Origin of the sequence: Mucilaginibacter aurantiaciroseus (assembly GCF_024055595.1) — a bacterium.
Lineage (GTDB): Bacteria > Bacteroidota > Bacteroidia > Sphingobacteriales > Sphingobacteriaceae > Mucilaginibacter > Mucilaginibacter aurantiaciroseus.
On record NZ_JAMXOF010000001.1, the window covers coordinates 195,135 to 214,826 of the forward strand.

Sequence of the window (19,692 nt, forward strand, 5' to 3'; positions counted from 1 at the left end):
TTTTGTAAATTTGAGTATGCAAATTCAGGTTGACATTGGCTTTAATGACTTGGTAGAGATCGTAAAAAATCTACCCAAGGATAAGCTATTGCAGTTAAAACGGGAATTGGAAGAAAAGCCTGTAAAAGTTGAAAAAGACCAGTTTAGAGAACTTTTAATAAACGGCCCCACTTTCTCTGACGAACAGATTGCAACAATGGAAGAAGCACAAAAAGCTATTAATCAATGGCGAACAAAGTAATTGTAATTGACGCCTCTATCCTTATCGACCATTTTCGCAAGTCGAATAAATCAAACTCCAAACTTATTGCGTTATACGATCAAGGATATGAATTTCGAATTTCCGTCGTAACTGAATTTGAAATATATTCAGGAGCTCCTGATTCACAAATAGCATATTGGCAGAAATTTTTAGCGGGCATTAGCATTCTTGTTTTCGATAGTAAAGCATCAGAACAAGCCGTAGATATCTATAAGAAATTAAAATTGGTAAGTAAGCAGATTGATACTGCCGACTTATTAATAGCAGCTATTGCACTAAGTAACAATTTACCAATAGCGACATTAAATAAGAAGCATTTTGAGCGTATTGATGATTTGGTACTAATCGATTAACAACTTATCTCTCTTAAACCCTTTTATTATCTTTATAGCATCTATGCAATACCTGCGCTGGCTTTTATTACCGTTTTCGTTGGTTTATGGTTTGGTGGTTATCATCCGTAACTGGTTTTACGATGCCGGGCTGTTTAAAAGCCGCAAATTTGATTTGCCGGTAATATGCGTAGGCAACCTGGAAGTTGGCGGCGCAGGCAAAAGCCCCATGACAGAATACCTGGTGCGCCTGTTCAAAAAAGACTATAAATTGGCAACGCTAAGCCGCGGTTACGGTCGCGAAACTAAAGGATTTATAACGGCTACAGCAACCGCTACTGCCACCCAAATTGGCGACGAGCCATCTCAATTTAAACACAAATTTGCGGATGTTACGGTTGCCGTTTGCGAGGATAGGGTAGCGGGGATAGAACAACTCAAAGCCGATCATAATCTAATCATATTGGATGATGCCTTTCAGCACCGCGCGGTAAAGGCAGGCTTAAACGTTTTACTGTTCGATTACAACCACCTGCAAAAGCCAAAATTTGTATTACCTGCAGGTAACCTGCGCGAACCATTGAGCGGGCGCTGGCGGGCCGATATTATGGTAGTAACCAAATGCCCTGTTGGTTTAACGGAGCAGCAAATGGCTAAAAGCTATGAACAGATCTCGCCCTTAAACTGGCAACCGTTGTTTTTTACATCGATAGTGTATCAACCCTTGCAGGATCTGGCAGGTAAGCCGGTGGATATGGTTATTGATGCTGATACTACCGTTTTTCTGCTCACAGGTATAGCTAATTCGAAGCCGTTAGTTGAGTATATCGGGCAGTCAACCACAAATATTATTCACCATAATTATCCCGATCATCATCAGTTTACGTTAAAAAATATCGCTAAACTTGCGGGTGAGTTTTCTGCCTGCAAATCACAAAAAAAACTGCTCATCACAACAGAAAAGGATGCACAGCGTTTAGGGGTACAAGAGTTGTTGCCGGCCCTTGCGCAGTTACCCATTTTAGTGCAGCCAATTGGGGTAAATTTTTTAAATAACGGGCAGCAGCAATTTGATACATTACTATTGAAATATGTTAGAAAGCATACAAAACACAACTGAATATATTAAGAAACGCATCGGCGATTTTGTGCCCGAGGCGGGTATAATTTTAGGTACTGGCCTTGGCGCCTTGGTTAACGAAATTGAGGTTGAAAAACAACTGATGTATTCCAATATCCCCGATTTTCCGATGTCTACCCTGGAGTTCCATTCCGGTAAGTTGATATTTGGTACGCTGGGTGGTAAAAAAGTGGTTGCCATGCAGGGCCGTTTGCATTACTACGAAGGCTATACCATGCAGCAGATCACCTTCCCGGTTAGGGTGATGAAGATGCTGGGTATTAAAACACTATTTGTATCAAACGCCAGCGGTTCGCTTAATCCTGATATTAAAAAGGGCGACCTGATGGTGATAGAAGACCACATTAATCTGCAACCACTAAACCCGCTTACAGGCCGTAACAATGAGGAGTTAGGCCCCCGTTTCCCGGACATGAGCGAGCCTTACCGCCACGACCTGATAGAAAAAGGGTTAAGCATCGCCAAGGCGAACAATATTACCTGCCATAAAGGAGTTTATGTTGCGGTTACAGGCCCAAATTTAGAAACACGTGCCGAATACAAATACCTGCGCATTATAGGCGGAGATATTGTAGGCATGAGCACTGTGCCGGAGGTTATTGTAGCAAACCACATGGGCCTGCCCGTTTTTGCCATATCGGTAATTACTGACGAGGGTTTCCCGGAGGTGCTAAAACCGGTATCGTTAGAAGAGATATTGACCGTGGCAAGGGAGGCCGAACCAAAACTGACCACCATACTTAAAGAATTAATAGCAGGGCTTTAATGGCGAATAAGCTTAAATACTTACTTATATTATTGCTTTGCGCATCTGTGCAGGGTTTGTTTGCGCAGATAAACAACACGCGTTTCCCCGGTCAAAATAAAAATGATCCGGTTTATAAACGTGATACCGTCAAAAATAGCAGGACCGGCGGCGATTCGCAAAACCTCGATTCGATACGTAAGCGGGAGGAAAACCGGAAGGATTCGATCGTATTTACTTCCAAATTTATTAAGGTAACCAGCGAGCGTTTGCTGATGGACAGCATCCAGCTTTTCCCTTTGGATACAGGGTTAGTAAACTTTGAAAATTATAGTCCGCTAAACCAGCCACGCAACCCCAAGATAAGTTTGGGCTACCCTGGGGTTGCACAGCGCGACCTGCTTTTTAACCCGCGCAAAACCATTGGCTTTGACGAGGGCTTGCACGCGCTTGATGCTTACATGGTAAACCCACAGGATATTAATTATTTTAATGCCCGGGCGCCGTATACCTTACTATCGCTGTTTAGTTCGCTCGGTGGTTCAAAGGAGCAGCTTTTTAAAGTAGTGCATACCCAAAATGTTAAACCCAACTGGAATGTGGGTTTGCTGATGAATTTCAACGGTTCGCGCGGCTATTACAGTACCAATGGTATCCTGGCCCAAAACGTAAGCGACTTTAACTTTGGCTTGTTTACCTGGTACCATACTGTTAATAAACGTTATAATTTATTGGCGAATGTGCTGTTCAATAACCTTAAGGCGCCCGAAACAGGGTCGATATTAAAGGACACTATATTTAATAGTTCATTATCATCATTTGATAAAACCGGGGAGCCGGTGCGCCTGCCCGGCAGCTTTAATAACTGGAAAAGCACCGGCATCTACATAAAACAGTTTTATTATATAGGCCATATCGATAGCCTTAATCAGGGGAAGGCGTTCTCAAAAACGGTTTTGCCTACGCAGCGGGTATCTTATACGCTATATTTCAACCAGCGTAAGTACAATTACCTGCAAAACGGGCTGGATAATTATGGGGTGTTCCCCGATTATTATTTTAGTTCGGCGCGGTCAAGAGATTCACTAAATGTGACGCACCTGCAGAATGATTTCTCGTATAGCTTTTACCTGCGGGGCAAATCGCTTAAAATGGTTAAGAACGAGCTAAAAATTGATGTTGGCCTAACCCAGGATTATTATAAGGTTAGCCAGTTTGTGGCCGATACGGTGATAAATCAGTTTGGCAATAAAGAGATAAAACCATCAAGGGTACAGAACGAAAGTTTCCAGAACATTACACTAAAAGGGAGACTTGGCTATAAATTTAGCGACCGCATTGTATTGGATGCCGACCTGCGACAGATAGTACAGGGCCGTAATTTTGGCGACCTTTTGTACGATGTAAAACTTGCATTGGCAGGCGGAAAAAAGGCCGGGAAGATAGTGTTAGGCGGATACCTGCAAAGCAGTTCGCCGGGCTTGGTTTACACCAATTGGATCTCTAACCACTACATTTTTAACAATACGTTCAGCAACCAAAAAACCACCAACCTGTCGTTTAATTATGTGAACGATGCTTTGCAGCTTGACCTGAAAGCCGAGTATTTCCTGATAACCGATTACCTGTACTTTGCAGCGCAGCCGGGCGGGATAGATGCCAGCCCGAGGCAGTATGGCTCAATCATTAATATGCTTAAGGTTAGCCTTGGTAAAAACGTGGAATGGCGCAAATTCCATTTCGATAACTATATTGTTTACCAAAAAACTGATAACGCCGCCATTTTGCGCACACCCGAAGTTTATACTTACAGTAGCTTATACTACGGTGCCAACCTGTTCCATGTGTTAAATTCGCAGTTTGGGGTGAGTGCACGTTACAATAGCCAGTACCTTGCACCATCGTACGCGGTTGGTTTGGGCCAGTTTTACAACGGGCCGGATGTTAAGTTTACATCGTACCCAATTGCAACTGTATTTTTCAAAGCCACGTTAGAGAAAACCAACCTGTTTATCCAGTACGACTATGCAAACCAAGGTTTGTTCAGCAATGGGTTTTACACTGTGAACCGCTACCCGCAAATGGATAAGATGCTGAAGTTTGGCGTAGCGTGGACGTTTTACAATTAATCGGAAACCTTTACGGCCGCTGAAAGGGAAACGGAATATAATATATACAAGGAAGCCCAAGTTTGGGCTTCCTTGTATATATCAATTATCTGATAGCCTGTTTAAACGGCGTCCTCTCCCAAGTCATTGATAATTAATTTAAGTTCTTTAAGATACTTACCGTATTTAGATTGAACGTGTAAGTTGATAAAAACATAAGTACCCGCAAAACTAATAAGCAGTACACCCAACATAATTAACAGATGTGCCGTAATGTTATTTGAGTCGGTTAAGCCTTGTAAAATATAGGCCGATGCGTGTTTGCCGCAAAGGATGCCGATGGCCACCATTATGGCAATGGGGGTTATGCAAAAATTATATGCTTTATATATCTCGATATTAAGTTCTAACTCGTAGGCTATTTTGGCAATACTATTTTTCAGGCTCGAATTGTAATCTGAAATAGAACGATAGAAAACGTAGAATTTAAAAAAGTAATACGTGTTTAATACTAACATGGTGAAAAATAGCAGGCCGGTAATATTAAACAGGAATGCATCAGTTTGCCTGAAAAAGAACCAGATAAAGATTAGGTAAGAGAACAATGTGGCAATAAACTCACCCTTCATGTTTCTGCGAAGCCTGTTTACGGCCGACGTTGTTTTACCATACATGGCATCACTTATGGACAAATGAGCAAAACCAGGCTCTTCATTTTTCCAGGCGCCTTTTAAATCATCTATATTCATAATTCAAGCTTTTTACTATGTCCTTAAGTTTGTTTTTGGTTCGGTTGAGGCGTACCCGTACGTTAACTTCGCTGATCCCGAGATTGACCGCAATATCTTCGTACGCCTGATCTTCCATATACAGGAATATCAACGCCTTTTCAACCTTGTTAAGCTGTTGTACTGCCTTATAAAATAGGGTGAGTTGTTCGTCTTTTAGGGTATCAGTCCCCTCGGCTTCTAAGTGGTTGAGTTTCTCGTGTAATTGTTCGGTGTCCGGCCTTCTTTTTTGCTTTTTGAAAAACAGGATGGCTGTATTTAATGCCACCCGGTACATCCATGTGCTAAATTTGCTTTTCCCTTCAAAAGAATCAAAAGCCAGCCAAAGCTGCAGTATCATTTCCTGCATTAGGTCTTCACGATCTGTACTGTCATCCTGGTAAATGCGGCATATTTTAAAAAGCAATGCTTTATGCTCTTCAATCAACTGTATAAACCCGGCGGCTTTTTTTTCCACTTATAATTTTAATTATACGCCATTAGTATTCAAAACCAAAATATGTTACAATAAATATCAAAAGAGGCAAAGAATTAATTGTGCTTTTAAATACACGATGAGAAGTGTTAAGCTACAAAGTGATTTGCAGCTCAAAATATTTTGATTAGAGGGAGTGAGTTGGGTACGGCCTACGTTTTCTGTTTCTTCTTTTTCGCCGCCGGGAACAATACATTGTTTAGTATTAGCCTATATCCGGCCGAGTTGGGGTGCAGTTTGAGGTCGGTTGGGGGGTCGCCAACGGCGTGCTGGTAATCTTCGGGGTCGTGGCCGCTGTAGAATGTCCACTGGCCTTTACCGTATTCACCGTGGATGTAGCGGGCCTCGTTGGCGGTTTTCATTTCGCCCATAATGGTAACGCCGGGCTTCAATTTGCTTTTGTTGTAGGCGGTGGTAAGGCCCATAAAGCCTTTTATCACCTTGTCGTGGTCTTGCGTGAGCATGCTGGGCACCACGTCCCACTTGGCCGAAAAATCAAACAGCGTAAAAAAATCGCGGCTACGTTCTACCTGCCTCACCGGGGTAACATCAATATTGGCAAACTGGTGGGAGGTTGGGTTTTGATCGAGCGTAAAATTCTGGAACGCAAAGGTTTGGGTGAAATCCAATTTAGATTGCGCGTCCGGGTCGGCAGGGTCACCGTCGAACATGCTTTCTACAATATCGGTTTTTGATGCGGCCAGGGCAATATCGAAAGTATCGGTACCGCTGCACATGGCAAATAGGAAGCCGCCGCCCGCGCAAAAATCGCGCACGTGCTCTACAACGGCCAGCTTCATTTGCGATACCTTTTTAAAGCCCAGTTTAGCGGCCATAGCCTGCTGGCCTTTTACATCGTCCATATACCATTGCGCGTAGCGGTAAGCACCGTAAAACTTACTGAACTGCCCTGTAAAATCCTCGTGGTGCATGTGCAGCCAGTCGTATTTAGGCAGGTCGCCGCGAATAACTTCCTCGTCATAAATAACATCGTAAGGGATCTCGGCATATTTTAAAACCAGGGTAACGGCATCATCCCATGGTAGCTTATTTTTGGGCGAATAAACGGCCATTTTAGGCGCTTTTTCCAGTTTTACGATGTCCATGTTGACCGATGGGTCGCTCACCTCGTTCAAGATCAGGTTTGCCGAAGCATCTGCCAAAACCTGGTAACTTACCCCACGAATTTTGCATTCGTCCTCCAGCCGTTTATCGTACTTCATCATAAAGCTGCCACCACGGTAGTTAAGCAGCCAGTCAACCGTTTCACCATTTTTCAACGTCCAGAAAGCGATGCCGTACGATTTTAGGTGGTCCTTTTGCTCCTCATCCATAGGGATCAGGAGGGAAGCGGCCCTTGTTAGTAGCGGTAAAAGGAAAAAGGCGAAAGTTAAAAGGGACTTTTTTAAATTATTCATGGCCGTTACCAAATGTAACGATTAATTGGAAATGGTATTATATTAGAGGTTCAAAGTTCAAACCTGTATCATGTCTAAATTTTTAAGGATAGTTTTTACGCTGATATCATTAATAATATCATTAAACGTTATTGCCCAGGAGAAAGGCGATCCGCCCACTGTAAAAGAAGGGATTCAGGTAAGCAAGACGCATCTAATCATGCGAGTTCAATCATCAGATAGCTCAATGGTTTTTAAGCAAATGGCGGACGTTGACGGCAAAGCACACTATGTTGGTGTTGACAATAACGGAACTTCCGTAGATGTTTTTGGCGAGGAAGATCGGGTAAAGAAAGCCACATTCACTTATAAATTCACAACAAACCTTAATGTCAATAGTCTTCAGTATACAAGGATGTCATATTTTGCCTATCTGTTATCAGGAAAAAAAGGGTTGACATGGCTTGAAGATTGTTTGTCAGAATTCGTAAAAGATCCACGAAAGCCTTTCAATAAAAAAGAGGAATTTTACTTAAACCTTAAAGGGTTTTGCAAATATGATCCTGCGGAAAAAGCAATCGTAGTGTCGTTTTCAGATTAAACCCGGGATCATGGATTGTGGTTAATACTATTGAACAGCGAACGCCCAATTTCGAATGGCGAAGTTTTACCTAACCTCCAATCACTAACCTCCAATCTCCACTTTCACCTTTCACCCCAAATACTTACCTTTGCCACCTGTTTAAAAATTAAAACAAGATGAGCAAAGCAATTATTAAAACCGAAAAGGGCGAGATGACCGTTCAATTTTACGATAACGACGCGCCTAACACTGTAGCTAACTTTTTAGGTTTGGCTAAAACAGGTTTTTACGATGGTGTAACTTTTCACCGTGTTATCCCTAACTTTATGGTACAAGGTGGCGACCCAACCGGTACAGGTGCAGGTGGCTCCGGCAAGCATATCGACTGTGAATTAACCGGCGATAACCAGTACCACGATCGTGGTGTACTTTCAATGGCACATGCAGGCCGTAATACCGGCAGCTCTCAGTTTTTTATCTGCCATAGCCGTGAAAATACTGCGCATTTAGACCGTAACCATACCGTGTTTGGTAAGGTTGTTGAAAATATTGACGTGGTTGACGATATTCGCCAGGGCGATAAAATTTTAAGTATCGAAATAATAGAGGAATAGTTAATGGTTGATTGGGTGAGTAGTTGCCAGCCCGCATCAAACTTTATAAACAATATATAAAAATGAATTTACAGGGAATTGTTGCGATATCAGGTAAACCTGGTTTATGGAAAGCGCTTGCGCAAAACAAAACCGGTTACGTTTTAGAAAGCCTTGATGCGCAAAAAACTAAGCTGGTGGTAAACCTATCTACCGCTAAACTGGCAGCCTTAAACGAGATCACCATCTTTGGCCTTGAGGATGATATTAAACTTATCGACGTTTTTGAACGCATGAAAACTGCGGCAAGCGTACCTGCTGTTAAGGACGATGGTAAAAAACTTCGTGAATTTTTCTACGAGGTTGCTGCCGACCATGACGATGAGAAAGTTTACTCATCTGATATCAAGAAGATCCTGAGCTGGTTTTATATACTGAAGGACATGCCTTTGTTTACCGAAGCACCTGCCGCCGCGCCGGTTGCCGAAGAAGCACCTGCTGCCGAACCTGTAAAAGAAGAAGCACCAGCCGCCGAAGCCCCAAAAGCCAAAGCAAAAAAAGCTCCTGCTAAAAAAGCATAAGTTTTTTTCTTGCTGATAATATTAAAGCCCCGATAGGATTTTGTCCTGTCGGGGCTTTGTTTGTTGTAACGATTTGTCATTGCGAGGAACAACGTGACGTGGCAATCTCAGAGGACAAGCGGATATGCTGAGATTATTAATGCGTTTGATTTTTCTATAAGGAATTAATGAGCTCCTACGGTTGATTGTCCACGCTATCGCTCGCAATTACATGATTTTTTTTATGATTGCTGTAATCACCTACGCATCCACCGCATCATAAACCACAACCTTTTCCCAAAGGTGGCTATGGTCTTTAATAAATTGCTGATGAATGGGGTGGGTTTGATAAGTGGCCTGCCCGGCAAGGTCGGCGAAGAACATCACTTCAGATACCGCCCAGCTGTTATCAACCACGTCACGTTTTTCGGTACTGGCAACAACGCCCACGTGGAGTTCTTTAATGGTTTCTATTTTGCCTAATGATTTTACACCGGCAACCAATTTATCGCGGTCTTCTTTTGAATCTGGGTTCTTTAACCAAAAAAGGGCATGGTGAACTACTGGATATCTGTTTGTCATGGTGGTAGGTTTTATTAGGGTTGGCATAGCCGATACTACAACAGTGCCGGCGGCAACGGTAACTGCGGTTGCGATGAATTTACGACGGTTGGTTGTGCTCATAGGGTATTTAATAATTAACAATCCTGTTGCTCACATTTTTCATTGCTAAACTCCGGCTCAAAAGTACTGTGGCTGATGGAAAGATGTTCTAACTTGTGGCGAAGGTCGTGTTTGATCTCATCGAAAATGCCCACATCCTCCGGACTAACCACCAGGTGGGCTGTAAGTGCGTTTTCGGTAGTGCTGAGCGCCCAAACGTGCATGTGGTGAATGTCTACCACACCTTTGGCTTTCATCAGCTCTGTCTTTATCTTTTTAAGGTCCATTTCCTTAGGCACGCCGTCCATTTCCAATCGCAGGCTATCTTTAAGCAGGTTCCAGGTGCCGGTTAGTATTACTACACCAATGATGATACTCACTACGCTGTCTATCCACGCTAAATGGGTAAAGTAAATGATGATACCGGATATTACCACACCCAATGATACGATAGCATCAATCGCCATGTGCACGTAGGCGCCTTTTACATTTAGGTCGCTGTCTTTATCCTTCACAAAAAGCCATGCGGTAAAGCCGTTTATGCCAATCCCCACAAGCGCTACCCAGGCAACGGTGCCGCCGGCAACAGGCTCGGGATGGATGAAACGCACAACGGCCTCGTAAACGATAAAGCCCACCGCTACGATCAGGATCATGGCGTTAAAAAACGATACGATAATGGTAGAGCGTTTGTAGCCGTAAGTATAATCCTTATTTGATTTGGCTTTGGCAAGTTTAAAGGCTAATAGTGCAAGCGCGAGTGATGCCACATCGCTCAGGTTGTGCCCGGCATCGGTAAGCAGGGATAACGACCCGCTAATCAAACCGTAGATCACCTCTACAATTACAAATGCGGAATTAAGTACTATTCCCCAGATAAAGGCCGCGTTCAAGTGGTCTAATTTTGGAGCGTGATCGTGGTGATGATGGGAGTGGTCGTGTGCCATACTAATAAATGTGCGAATATGCAGAAATGCAAATGTGCAAATAAATGTCTGAACCTGAATTTAAAGAATTTAAGAATTTCCAGAATGTATACTAATATCTGCATATTTGGAATCGGCACATCTGAAATCTATTGATGATGATACGGCTCGCCCTTTATAATGCTGTATGCCCGGTACAGTTGCTCTACAAAAAACAGGCGCACCATTTGGTGGGAAAAGGTCATACGGCTAAGGGAGATCTTGTCGTTAGCGCGCTGGTAAACAGATTGGTCGAACCCGTAGGGGCCACCTACAATGAAGATAAGGTTGGCCGACGAGGATACCGAACGTTTATTGATGTAATTGGCAAACTGTACGGAGGTAAACTCCAGGCCGTTCTCGTCTAAAAGGATCACATGGTCCTGCACGGTTATTTTTTTGAGGATCAGCTCGGCTTCTTTGGCTTTCTGCTGGTCTTCGGTTAGGGCTTTCGTGTTTTTAAGCTCGGGGATGTCAACCAGTTCAAGCTTGGTGTAGTGCTTCAGTCGTTTTACATACTTTTCGATGCCATCCTTTAAATAGGCGTCTTCGGTTTTGCCAACGGTTATAAAAGTGATCTTCATTACAGTGCCAAAATGTTATGTATTTGTCGTAAAATTGAAAACTTGTAAAACTATCTAAAAATAAGGCTTTACAAAAACTAATGGAACAGGATATTTTAAATGATTATAAGCAGGCTGCCGCCAACGCGCAACTGCAAGCCGACGATTTTGCACGCAAAGCCAACACCTATTCACTATACCGTTTGGTGGTTTTCGCGCTATTTATCGCATCGGTAGTTTTAACAGTGAGCCAGGATAATATCGCTATTTTAATCGGTGCGCTTATTGTGCTGGCCTTTGTTTTTGCCAAACTGGTTAAAACGCAGGAAGGTTTTGATACGTCAAAAAACTATTATCTCGACCTAAAAAAAGTTAACGATAATGAAGCCGTGAGCATAGAGGCCCACGGCAATATTTATGACAATGGGAAAGTGTTTGAAGATGATAAGCACCATTACATTGCCGATCTGGATATATTTGGTAAAAGCTCTTTGTTCCAATTGATCAATCGTTGCGCTACGCTGCACGGTAACATTAAGCTGGCTAATTGGCTGGCTGCATCGGCACAAAAAGAAACTATAATGGCCCGGCAGGAAGCGGTGAAAGAACTTGCCGCCAAAAAGGAATGGAAGCTCACCTTCCAAACCAACTTGCTGTTCTCGTTAAAGCAACAGCGCGACCAGATAACCAACCTCATCACCTATTTAAAAACGCCGATAGAACTTGATAACGAGAAATTTTTAAAGGTTTACACACAGGCAGCGCCGTTTGTATTGCTTGTTTTGGTTGTGGCCGGGTATTTCTACAGGCCTATCTGGTATATGGTTGTTCCGGTTGGATGGTTCAATTACAGGCAGGCCTCAACCCGCTCAAAAATTGTTAAGAGAACCGATCTGATTGCCGGTAAAATAGATACCGCGCTGAGCCATTTTGTACTCGCCTTTAAAAATATTGAACAGGAAGAATGGGCCGCAGCCTTTAGCCAAACCTTCAGCAAAAAGCTAACGGATGGTAACGGGCACCATGTTTCTGATAAGATAAAGCAGCTATCGGTGTTGTTAAACAAGCTCAACTATCGCCTTAACATGATCATGATGGTGGTGCTAAATGCGCTTTTTATCTGGGATATCAGGCAGCTGATGGCTATTGAAAGCTGGAAGAAAAACAACCACGAGAATTTTGAGATTGCCTTTGATGTGATAGCCGAGTTTGAAGCGTTGATAAGCATTGCGGTACCGGCTATTAATTACCCCGAGTGGGTATACCCCGTTATTGCCGATACCGAAGGTTATACCGTTACCGCTAAAAATATTGCCCATCCGCTTATTCGCGGTAAGCGGGTTGACAATGATTATGATTTGAAGGATGCTTACAGCATCGACATTATTACCGGCAGTAACATGGCCGGCAAAAGTACATTCCTGCGTACCATTGGTATCAATACCGTAATGGCACTGGCAGGTGCGCCGGTATGTGCCACGGCAATGGAAGTTTCGGTTATTACGATAGTAACCTACATGCGGATAAAGGATTCACTTAATGAAAGTACTTCAACCTTTAAAGCAGAGTTAAACAGGCTGCAGATGCTGTTGGCTGCAGTTGAAAAAGAACACCGTTTTTTCTTTTTGATTGACGAGATGCTGCGCGGAACAAACTCGGTAGATAAATACCTGGGCAGTAAAGCGGTTATAGAGCAGCTCATCAGCAAAAAAGGGGTAGGCATGGTTGCCACCCACGATCTGCAGATAGCCCGCCTGGAGGATAAGTATCCCGATTATGTACGCAATTATTACTTCGATATACAGGTGATTGATGGTGAAATGCTTTTTGATTACAAGATAAAACACGGCGAGTGTAAAACCTTTAACGCGACGTTGCTGCTGAAGCAAATAGGGATAAATGTAGGGGAGGGGTAGTCGGTAAACTCAACCGCTATTTTACCGATGCTTATTCCTAATTGGAATACATTTACCGACAATTTGCATCCGTTCACCTAATAATGCTGTTATAATTTTGGTTGCTGATGCACATTTGTAGTGTTAAAACACTAAACATCATGACAACTTTACTCACTCTGCCTGTACTCACCACCATTGTGGCTTTGCTTTCAAAAGCTATATGCTTCATTGCTTTATTGGGCCATTTGATCTTTTAAACTCAAGTTGGCAGGCCTATTGCTATCCTTAATCCAAACCATAGGGTCATGAAAAAGGGAGATACTGTAAACTGGAAATGGGGAGCGTCTGAAGCCGAAGGCAAAATTGAAGAAAAACATACTGAAACAGTAAGTAAAACGATTAAAGGCACAAAAGTAAAACGCAAAGCAAGCAAAGAAGAACCTGCTTACGAAGTAAAGCAGGCCAATGGCAGTAAAGTGCTTAAATCGGAAAGTGAGTTAAAAAAGGGCGGGAAATAAGTACTTATTTGAATGCTGTAATGTGCCAGTTAAGCGCTACAGTATTGTACTTGGCGAGGCATTGGCGCGCATTGTATTCTCGTTATTAGGTGCGCTGTTTATTATTATGATAGGGCATTTCGCGTTTGGTTTCACGCTGATCCATGGCGTGGTTACGGTGCTGAATATGTTGGTGTTGTGTGCCATCGGGCTCATCATATTTATGGGCTTTGGGTTTACCATATCCGGCATCGCCAAAAACGAAAGCACGGTACCGCCGTTATCTAATATTATTACGCTGCCGCAGTTTTTATTGTCGGGCACGTTCTTCTCGGTAACCGCATTCCCAACCTGGCTGCAGCATTTAAGCATTGCCCTGCCGCTTACACACCTTAACAATGCCATGCGCAAAGTAGCCTTTGAAGGTGCCGGCCTTGGCGATGTTACCCACCAACTTTTTATCCTGTTAATATGGGGTGTAATTATTTATGCCGTAGCGGTAAAAACGTTCAAATGGGAATAGGGGAGAATGGAAGCAGGGGTTTTAGAATCAAGAGACAAGACAAAAGAATGTATGTAGAGATGCGATACTTCGCGTCTTGTTTTAAATTTACTTAACATTAAATTAACATAAGCCTCAATCCTTAACATATTAATAATATTAACACTTGTGTAATTAACACGCAAGTAACAATGAGGAAATACATTTGCATTAAATTAATATTAAACAAATGTTAAAGAATATCTCAGGCGTATTACTACTGCTTGTTATTTTTACGGTGTGTTCATTTAAAGTTAACGCGCAGGATTCTAAAACCGGTACATGGGGCATCTTAACCGTTGTAATGCCCGGCGACAGCGCTCATAGATGGGGCGGTTATACCGAGTTCCAGGCACGTACAAACGGCGCGGGTTTCAGCCAGTTTCAATATTACGAAGCCAAGGCCGGCGTAAGCTACGATATCGACAAGAATTTTACTGCCTTGTTAGGTACGGGCATTTACCACACCTACGATTATTTTGATGTAGACAAAGGCCCGCTTACCAATGAGTTTCGCGTTTGGGAGCAGATGACCATTAACCAGTTCCTCACCCCGTTAAAATTTGAGCACCGTTATAGGGTAGAGCAACGCTGGGTAAACGGAGATTACCGCAACCGCTTCCGTTATCGTTTAAATATGTTTATCCCGCTTAATAATAAAAAGATCGTAGCTAAAACCTGGTTTATCTCCGTTTTTAATGAGATTTTCTTTAATAACAAAACCCCAAACTTCGAGCGCAACCGTGTTGCGGCCTCCTTAGGTTACCAGTTTGATAAAAAATGGATACTGCAGGCAGGGTGGGTCAACCAGCGTAACTACACCGCAGTTAACAGTAGCGCCAAAAACAACATGATGCTGACGCTGATGTACCGTATAAACCGAAAAAATAGCGCCGAGGGCGAGCGTGTGCCAACCACAAGCGATTGATGTGATACCGAAGTTCTACCGGTACAATTTTATAATTTGAAGCAAAAATAGATGGTTTTAAAAACAACGGTATGTAAACAAACCATTAATAATCACTACAAATGCAAAATTTGCGTTGCTATTTCCTGTTTTTGCACTTACCTTAGCCCACCAAATTAGTATAGTATATCACTCAAAATTCGACAATATAAAACTATGAGCTTAATAATTGCTGTTCATGCGCGCCAGATACTTGATTCGCGCGGTAACCCAACAATCGAGGTAGACGTAATTACAGAAAACGGTGTGCTTGGCCGCGCTGCAGTACCATCAGGTGCTTCAACCGGTATCCACGAGGCTGTTGAGCTTCGCGATAACGATAAAGCCGTTTACATGGGCAAAGGCGTATTAAAAGCCGTTGATAACGTAAACAACATTATAGCCGACGAATTAAAAGGTGTTGATGTATTTGAACAAAATGCTGTTGATGCTATTATGATAGCGCTTGACGGTACCGAAAATAAAAGCAAACTGGGTGCTAACGCAATCCTTGGTGTTTCTTTAGCGGTTGCTAAAGCAGCAGCGCAAGAAAGCCGCCAGCCTTTATACCGCTACATTGGTGGTGTTAACGCCAACACGTTGCCTATCCCAATGATGAATATTGTTAACGGTGGTTCACACTCCGATGCGCCTATCGCGTTCCAGGAGTTTATGATCATGCCGGTTGGCGCATCATCTTTCTCTGAAGCTTTACGTTGGGGTACCGAAGTGTTCCACAACCTTAAGAAGATCTTACATGACAGGGGCCTGTCTACAGCAGTAGGCGATGAAGGTGGTTTTGCACCAACCTTTGAAGGTACCGAAGATGGGGTTGAAACCATTTTACAGGCTATTGAAAAAGCTGGTTATAAACCGGGTGTAGATATCTGCCTTGCGTTTGACTGTGCCGCTTCTGAGTTTTACAAAGACGGTAAATACGATTACACAAAATTTGAAGGCGAAAAAGGTGCTATCCGTACCAGCGAGCAACAGGCAGATTACCTTGCTGAGTTAGCTGCCAAATATCCGATCATATCTATCGAGGATGGTATGGGCGAGGATGACTGGGCAGGCTGGAAATTATTGACCGAGAAAATTGGTGATAAAGTACAGTTAGTGGGTGATGATTTGTTTGTAACCAACGTAAAACGTTTACAACAAGGTATCTCTACCCATACTGCAAACTCTATCCTGGTAAAAGTTAACCAGATAGGTTCGTTAACCGAAACCATTAACGCGGTTACTTTAGCGCAAACTAACGGTTACACATCTGTAATGAGTCACCGTAGCGGCGAAACTGAAGACGTTACCATTGCCGACCTTGCTGTTGCCCTTAACTGTGGCCAAATTAAAACCGGTTCTGCGTCACGATCTGACAGGATAGCCAAATACAACCAATTGCTGCGCATCGAAGAAGAACTTGGCGATGCAGCACGTTTTATTGGTAAAGACTTTAAATATTATAATAAGAAATAATTTAGCGTAAGCTTAATTGAAATAGAAAGCCGGTCGAGTAATTGACCGGCTTTTTTGTTGAGATAATTTTATATTTACAACAATGGAAGAATTTGAAATAAAAGGAAACGGAAACTTTATAAGAATAACTTTTAATGAGGTTCATGGTTTCCCAAATGAAACCGGCCATTGGGGAGGATATGATGTAACCTGTTGTCTAAAAATAGAAATAGATGATTTTAGTGTTAATTCCTATTTCTATTCGTCCACGGGAGAAATATTTGAATTTTACCAATACCTATTAAAAGCCAACGAGGATTTGTCAGGTGTTGTTTACTTTAGGAACTATGAAGAAAATTTAGTTTTTAAGCTGCAATATGATGTTAATGGTGTCATAATGGTAGATGGGACTTTCTATAAAGATAGCAATAAGCTAAACTTTGATTATCCTACAGATCAAAGTTACATCCAATCGACTTTAACACAATTGAAGTCCATTGTATTTAGGTATGGCGGAATGAAAGGCGTTAAATAAAATCTTAATACAAAAAAACGCCCCTCTGTTTCCGAAGGGGCGTTTTGCTTATATGTAATTGTTGTTTTGGGCTATTATCTGCCACCTGCCGGTGCTGCACCACCATTTTGGTCGCCACCCTGGATCTGGTCGTCATTGTTAACGCCTTTCTTTTTCTGGGTTGGGTTTGGTGCTTTAAAGCTTATTTTACCAAAGCTGTAGCTAAACGTTATACCAAATGATTGGAAAGGGAACAGGGTGTGTGATGTTTGTGTGAATGTAGGGCTTGAGATATTCTGATCGAACGATTTGTTAACTGCAAAAGGCTGCACTGTGTTAAAACCGATAGAAGCCTTTTTATTCAGGAACTGTTTTTTGATCCCGAACGCGTAGATCCCGAAAGCAGGGCTTGCACCCTGGATGGTCCTGCGGGCCGAGTTGGTGAACCCAAATGCCTCTACAATAAAGTTCTTAGGCAAATTAAGCTGTGCGCTACCGAATAGGGTAGACACTAAGCGGGTTTTTAACGCGTCCTGGTTAACAAAGCCTGCGTAAGCATCATACACACTTGGATTATAGGTAAACACGTTGATGCTACCACGAATGGTTAAAGCTTTGATAGGGTTTATGGAACCAAAGAAACTTGCACCTACAGAGTTATTTGCGGCAACGTTATTTTGGATAGTACGGTTAACCACAACACCATTATCAGTTATTGGTGTAGCAATACCTTCAATAAGGTCGCGGGTGTTTTTGTAGTAAACCGAGAAGTTTAATACCGATGATTTAACAAACGTGTTATAGTTTAACTCAACCGTTTGCGATACTTCCGGTGCAAGGTTAGGGTTACCTACACTTTGGCTTTGCTGCTGTGCACGGTTAATGAACGGGTTTAACACCTGTAAACTTGGGCGTTGGATACGTTTGCTGTACGATAATTTAAACGTATTGGAGCCCAAAGTTTTTTGCAACGTTAAGCTTGGTACATAAGTATTATAGCTTGCGGTAAATGGTTTTAACTCCTGCGAGTTGCTGCCCGGCGTTGCGTAAGGTGTTTGCGGGTCACCTGTGATCTGCGTGTTCTCGTAACGGAAACCGGCTAAAATCGCAAAGTTCTTAGGCAAATTAAAGGTGACCACACTGTAACCGGCATATACGTTTTGATTGTAATTGTACAGGTTAGAGTTTAGGTTATCCCTAATAGGGTTTATACCAACCGGGTTAGGGTCGTTGATATCGCCCGGGGTAACGGTGAATATATCGTACACACTGTTAATGCGCCTTTGGATGGTTTTACCACCGGCCTCCAATTTTAATGTTTTGCTGATAGGGTTGGTATAATCTGCCTGGGCGGTGTACTCGTTGTTTTTGCCGTTGTTGTTACCTTTTTGACTTGCATAACGGTCGCTAAATTCATTCAGGTAATCTGATTTAACAATGCTGTGGCTCCACTGGCCGGATACCACTATCTCGTGGCCTTCTTTTTTAAATTTGTGCGTGTAGTCAACATTCCAGTCAAACCCACTAAATTTATTGTGTGATATTGAGCGGCCAATGTAGTCTTTCACGATAGAATTAGCGGCATCTTCAAAGTGGTAATCACCACCACCGTTGGCGTTAAAACCACCATCGTTTAAGGTAAGCGTACTATTAATGCTGTTAAAGCCGTTAAACTCGTAGCCTGCACTAAGCGAACCCCTCGCACCATGGCGTTTAATTTCGTTACTGGTATTGCTTGAGTTTTTCTCTGTAGCAGCACCAACTTTTAATTCTTGCCTGAAGTCTGAAAATGACCTTTGCGGCCAGGTAAGGTTACCACCAAGGTTGGCCGAAAAGTTAAAACGGTTTTTGTTGTAATTGAAGTTGATGTTACCGTTGTTTTGGCGTGTACCTACACCACCGCTAACACCACCGCTGATGCCCGATGCATTTTTGGTTTTAGTAATGATGTTGATGATACCACCAGAACCCTCTGCATCATACTTGGCAGATGGTGAAGTTAATACCTCAATGCTTTTGATCTGATCGGCAGGGATGGTTTTTAATACGTCGCTAAGGCTTGCTGATGTTGCACCCGATGGTTTGCCGTTGATCAACACACGAACGTTTTGATCGCCGCGGATGGCTACGTTACCGTTCATATCAACAGATACCAATGGCACTTTCTGCAAAACGTCTGTAGCGTTACCGCCTGCTGCGGTAAGGTCTTTTTCGGCATTATAAACTATCTTATCAATTTTGTTTTCGATAAGCGCCTGCTGGCCAACAACCTGCACCTCTTTTAAGGTTTTTGCGCTTGGGGCAATAACTAACTGGCCCATGTTATTATCCGGTTTTGAAGCCGTGGTTTCAACAGGGTCGAAAGTTTTGGTAGGGTAACCGATGAATGATACGGTAATTTTGTATTTACCCGCGCGGATGTTATCCAGCTTAAAGTTTCCTTTCGCATCTGTTAACACACCGTTAATAGGCGTTTTTGCACCGCTTTTAAAGATGCTGATGGTAGCATAATCAACCGGTTTTTTGGTAAGTGAATCTACCACCGTACCAGAGATCTTGCCGATGATATTGGAGCCGCCACCACCGCTAACCCCAAACTGGGCTTTGGCTGATATTGAGGCACATATAACTAATAAAAGTAAAAGTATTCGTTTCATATAAGAACT

General features: G+C 42.7%; 21 protein-coding genes. 14 read left to right on the plus strand and 7 right to left on the minus strand.

Annotated elements, in window-relative coordinates; translation table 11 throughout:
• Positions 1–16: 16 nt before the first annotated feature.
• From NAF17_RS00855 to NAF17_RS00875, 5 genes are read left to right on the plus strand one after another with little or no spacing between them, the layout of a single operon-like run.
• The gene (locus NAF17_RS00855) at positions 17–241 is read left to right on the plus strand and encodes a hypothetical protein (RefSeq protein WP_252756084.1); all 225 of its coding nucleotides are present in this window, start codon (positions 17–19) and stop codon (positions 239–241) included.
• Positions 226–615: a type II toxin-antitoxin system VapC family toxin gene (locus NAF17_RS00860; protein WP_252756085.1), complete on the plus strand. Its 390-nt coding sequence runs from the start codon at positions 226–228 to the stop codon at positions 613–615. Before NAF17_RS00855 ends, NAF17_RS00860 begins: the two co-directional genes overlap by 16 nt.
• 43 nt (positions 616–658) lie before the next feature.
• Positions 659–1,714 (plus strand): tetraacyldisaccharide 4'-kinase, encoded by a 1,056-nt coding sequence (gene lpxK, locus NAF17_RS00865; RefSeq protein ID WP_252756086.1) that lies wholly within the window; start codon positions 659–661, stop codon positions 1,712–1,714.
• Positions 1,686–2,501 carry a purine-nucleoside phosphorylase gene (locus NAF17_RS00870; RefSeq protein WP_252756087.1) on the plus strand — a complete coding sequence of 272 codons (816 nt, stop codon included), beginning with the start codon at positions 1,686–1,688 and terminating at the stop codon, positions 2,499–2,501. The genes lpxK and NAF17_RS00870 overlap by 29 nt, the downstream gene beginning before the upstream one ends.
• Positions 2,501–4,609 (plus strand): putative porin, encoded by a 2,109-nt coding sequence (locus tag NAF17_RS00875; protein ID WP_252756088.1) that lies wholly within the window; start codon positions 2,501–2,503, stop codon positions 4,607–4,609. Before NAF17_RS00870 ends, NAF17_RS00875 begins: the two co-directional genes overlap by 1 nt.
• Positions 4,610–4,710: 101 nt before the next feature.
• On the opposite strand, the gene NAF17_RS00880 is transcribed toward NAF17_RS00875, so the two are convergent.
• From NAF17_RS00880 to NAF17_RS00890, 3 genes are all read right to left on the minus strand, one after another.
• On the minus strand, positions 4,711–5,337 hold the full coding sequence (locus tag NAF17_RS00880) for a hypothetical protein (RefSeq protein ID WP_252756089.1): 627 nt from the start codon (positions 5,335–5,337) through the stop codon (positions 4,711–4,713).
• The gene (locus NAF17_RS00885; protein WP_252756090.1) at positions 5,324–5,833 is read right to left on the minus strand and encodes an RNA polymerase sigma factor; all 510 of its coding nucleotides are present in this window, start codon (positions 5,831–5,833) and stop codon (positions 5,324–5,326) included. The genes NAF17_RS00880 and NAF17_RS00885 overlap by 14 nt, the downstream gene beginning before the upstream one ends.
• Before the next feature lie 170 nt (positions 5,834–6,003).
• A complete protein-coding gene (locus NAF17_RS00890; RefSeq protein WP_252757466.1) occupies positions 6,004–7,185 on the minus strand; it encodes an asparagine synthetase B in 1,182 nt (393 codons plus the stop codon).
• 154 nt (positions 7,186–7,339) lie between these two features.
• Here NAF17_RS00890 and NAF17_RS00895 point away from each other — a divergent pair, with 154 nt between their 5' ends.
• The 3 genes from NAF17_RS00895 to NAF17_RS00905 all read left to right on the plus strand — a co-directional run bounded on the left by NAF17_RS00895 (position 7,340) and on the right by NAF17_RS00905 (position 9,005).
• Positions 7,340–7,849: a hypothetical protein gene (locus NAF17_RS00895; RefSeq protein ID WP_252756091.1), complete on the plus strand. Its 510-nt coding sequence runs from the start codon at positions 7,340–7,342 to the stop codon at positions 7,847–7,849.
• A 158-nt stretch (positions 7,850–8,007) separates the two neighbouring features.
• Positions 8,008–8,445, plus strand: a complete 438-nt coding sequence (locus tag NAF17_RS00900; protein WP_252756092.1) for a peptidylprolyl isomerase — start codon at positions 8,008–8,010, stop codon at positions 8,443–8,445.
• A 62-nt stretch (positions 8,446–8,507) separates the two neighbouring features.
• Entirely contained in the window at positions 8,508–9,005 is a 498-nt protein-coding gene (locus NAF17_RS00905) for a DUF5606 family protein (protein ID WP_252756093.1), read from the plus strand.
• 240 nt (positions 9,006–9,245) lie between these two features.
• On the opposite strand, the gene NAF17_RS00910 is transcribed toward NAF17_RS00905, so the two are convergent.
• From NAF17_RS00910 to rlmH, 3 genes are all read right to left on the minus strand, one after another.
• Entirely contained in the window at positions 9,246–9,668 is a 423-nt protein-coding gene (locus NAF17_RS00910; RefSeq protein ID WP_252756094.1) for a Dabb family protein, read from the minus strand.
• 14 nt (positions 9,669–9,682) lie between these two features.
• The gene (locus tag NAF17_RS00915; RefSeq protein WP_252756095.1) at positions 9,683–10,594 is read right to left on the minus strand and encodes a cation diffusion facilitator family transporter; all 912 of its coding nucleotides are present in this window, start codon (positions 10,592–10,594) and stop codon (positions 9,683–9,685) included.
• 128 nt (positions 10,595–10,722) lie between these two features.
• Entirely contained in the window at positions 10,723–11,196 is a 474-nt protein-coding gene (rlmH, locus tag NAF17_RS00920) for a 23S rRNA (pseudouridine(1915)-N(3))-methyltransferase RlmH (RefSeq protein ID WP_252756096.1), read from the minus strand.
• An 80-nt stretch (positions 11,197–11,276) separates the two neighbouring features.
• Here rlmH and NAF17_RS00925 point away from each other — a divergent pair, with 80 nt between their 5' ends.
• From NAF17_RS00925 to NAF17_RS00950, 6 genes are all read left to right on the plus strand, one after another.
• A complete protein-coding gene (locus NAF17_RS00925) occupies positions 11,277–13,091 on the plus strand; it encodes a MutS-related protein (RefSeq protein WP_252756097.1) in 1,815 nt (604 codons plus the stop codon).
• Positions 13,092–13,378: 287 nt separating this feature from the next.
• Complete coding sequence (locus NAF17_RS00930; protein ID WP_252756098.1) at positions 13,379–13,591, plus strand: hypervirulence associated TUDOR domain-containing protein; 213 nt, start codon at positions 13,379–13,381, stop codon at positions 13,589–13,591.
• Positions 13,592–13,613: 22 nt separating this feature from the next.
• Positions 13,614–14,093 (plus strand): ABC transporter permease, encoded by a 480-nt coding sequence (locus tag NAF17_RS00935; RefSeq protein ID WP_252756099.1) that lies wholly within the window; start codon positions 13,614–13,616, stop codon positions 14,091–14,093.
• 208 nt (positions 14,094–14,301) lie between these two features.
• Positions 14,302–15,039: a DUF2490 domain-containing protein gene (locus NAF17_RS00940; RefSeq protein WP_252756100.1), complete on the plus strand. Its 738-nt coding sequence runs from the start codon at positions 14,302–14,304 to the stop codon at positions 15,037–15,039.
• A gap of 195 nt (positions 15,040–15,234) precedes the next feature.
• Positions 15,235–16,533 carry a phosphopyruvate hydratase gene (gene eno, locus NAF17_RS00945; protein ID WP_252756101.1) on the plus strand — a complete coding sequence of 433 codons (1,299 nt, stop codon included), beginning with the start codon at positions 15,235–15,237 and terminating at the stop codon, positions 16,531–16,533.
• An 82-nt stretch (positions 16,534–16,615) separates the two neighbouring features.
• A complete protein-coding gene (locus NAF17_RS00950; protein ID WP_252756102.1) occupies positions 16,616–17,047 on the plus strand; it encodes a WapI family immunity protein in 432 nt (143 codons plus the stop codon).
• A gap of 74 nt (positions 17,048–17,121) precedes the next feature.
• Here the strand turns inward: NAF17_RS00950 and NAF17_RS00955 are convergent, their stop codons facing one another.
• Positions 17,122–19,683 carry a TonB-dependent receptor gene (locus NAF17_RS00955; protein ID WP_252756103.1) on the minus strand — a complete coding sequence of 854 codons (2,562 nt, stop codon included), beginning with the start codon at positions 19,681–19,683 and terminating at the stop codon, positions 17,122–17,124.
• Positions 19,684–19,692: the final 9 nt, after the last annotated feature.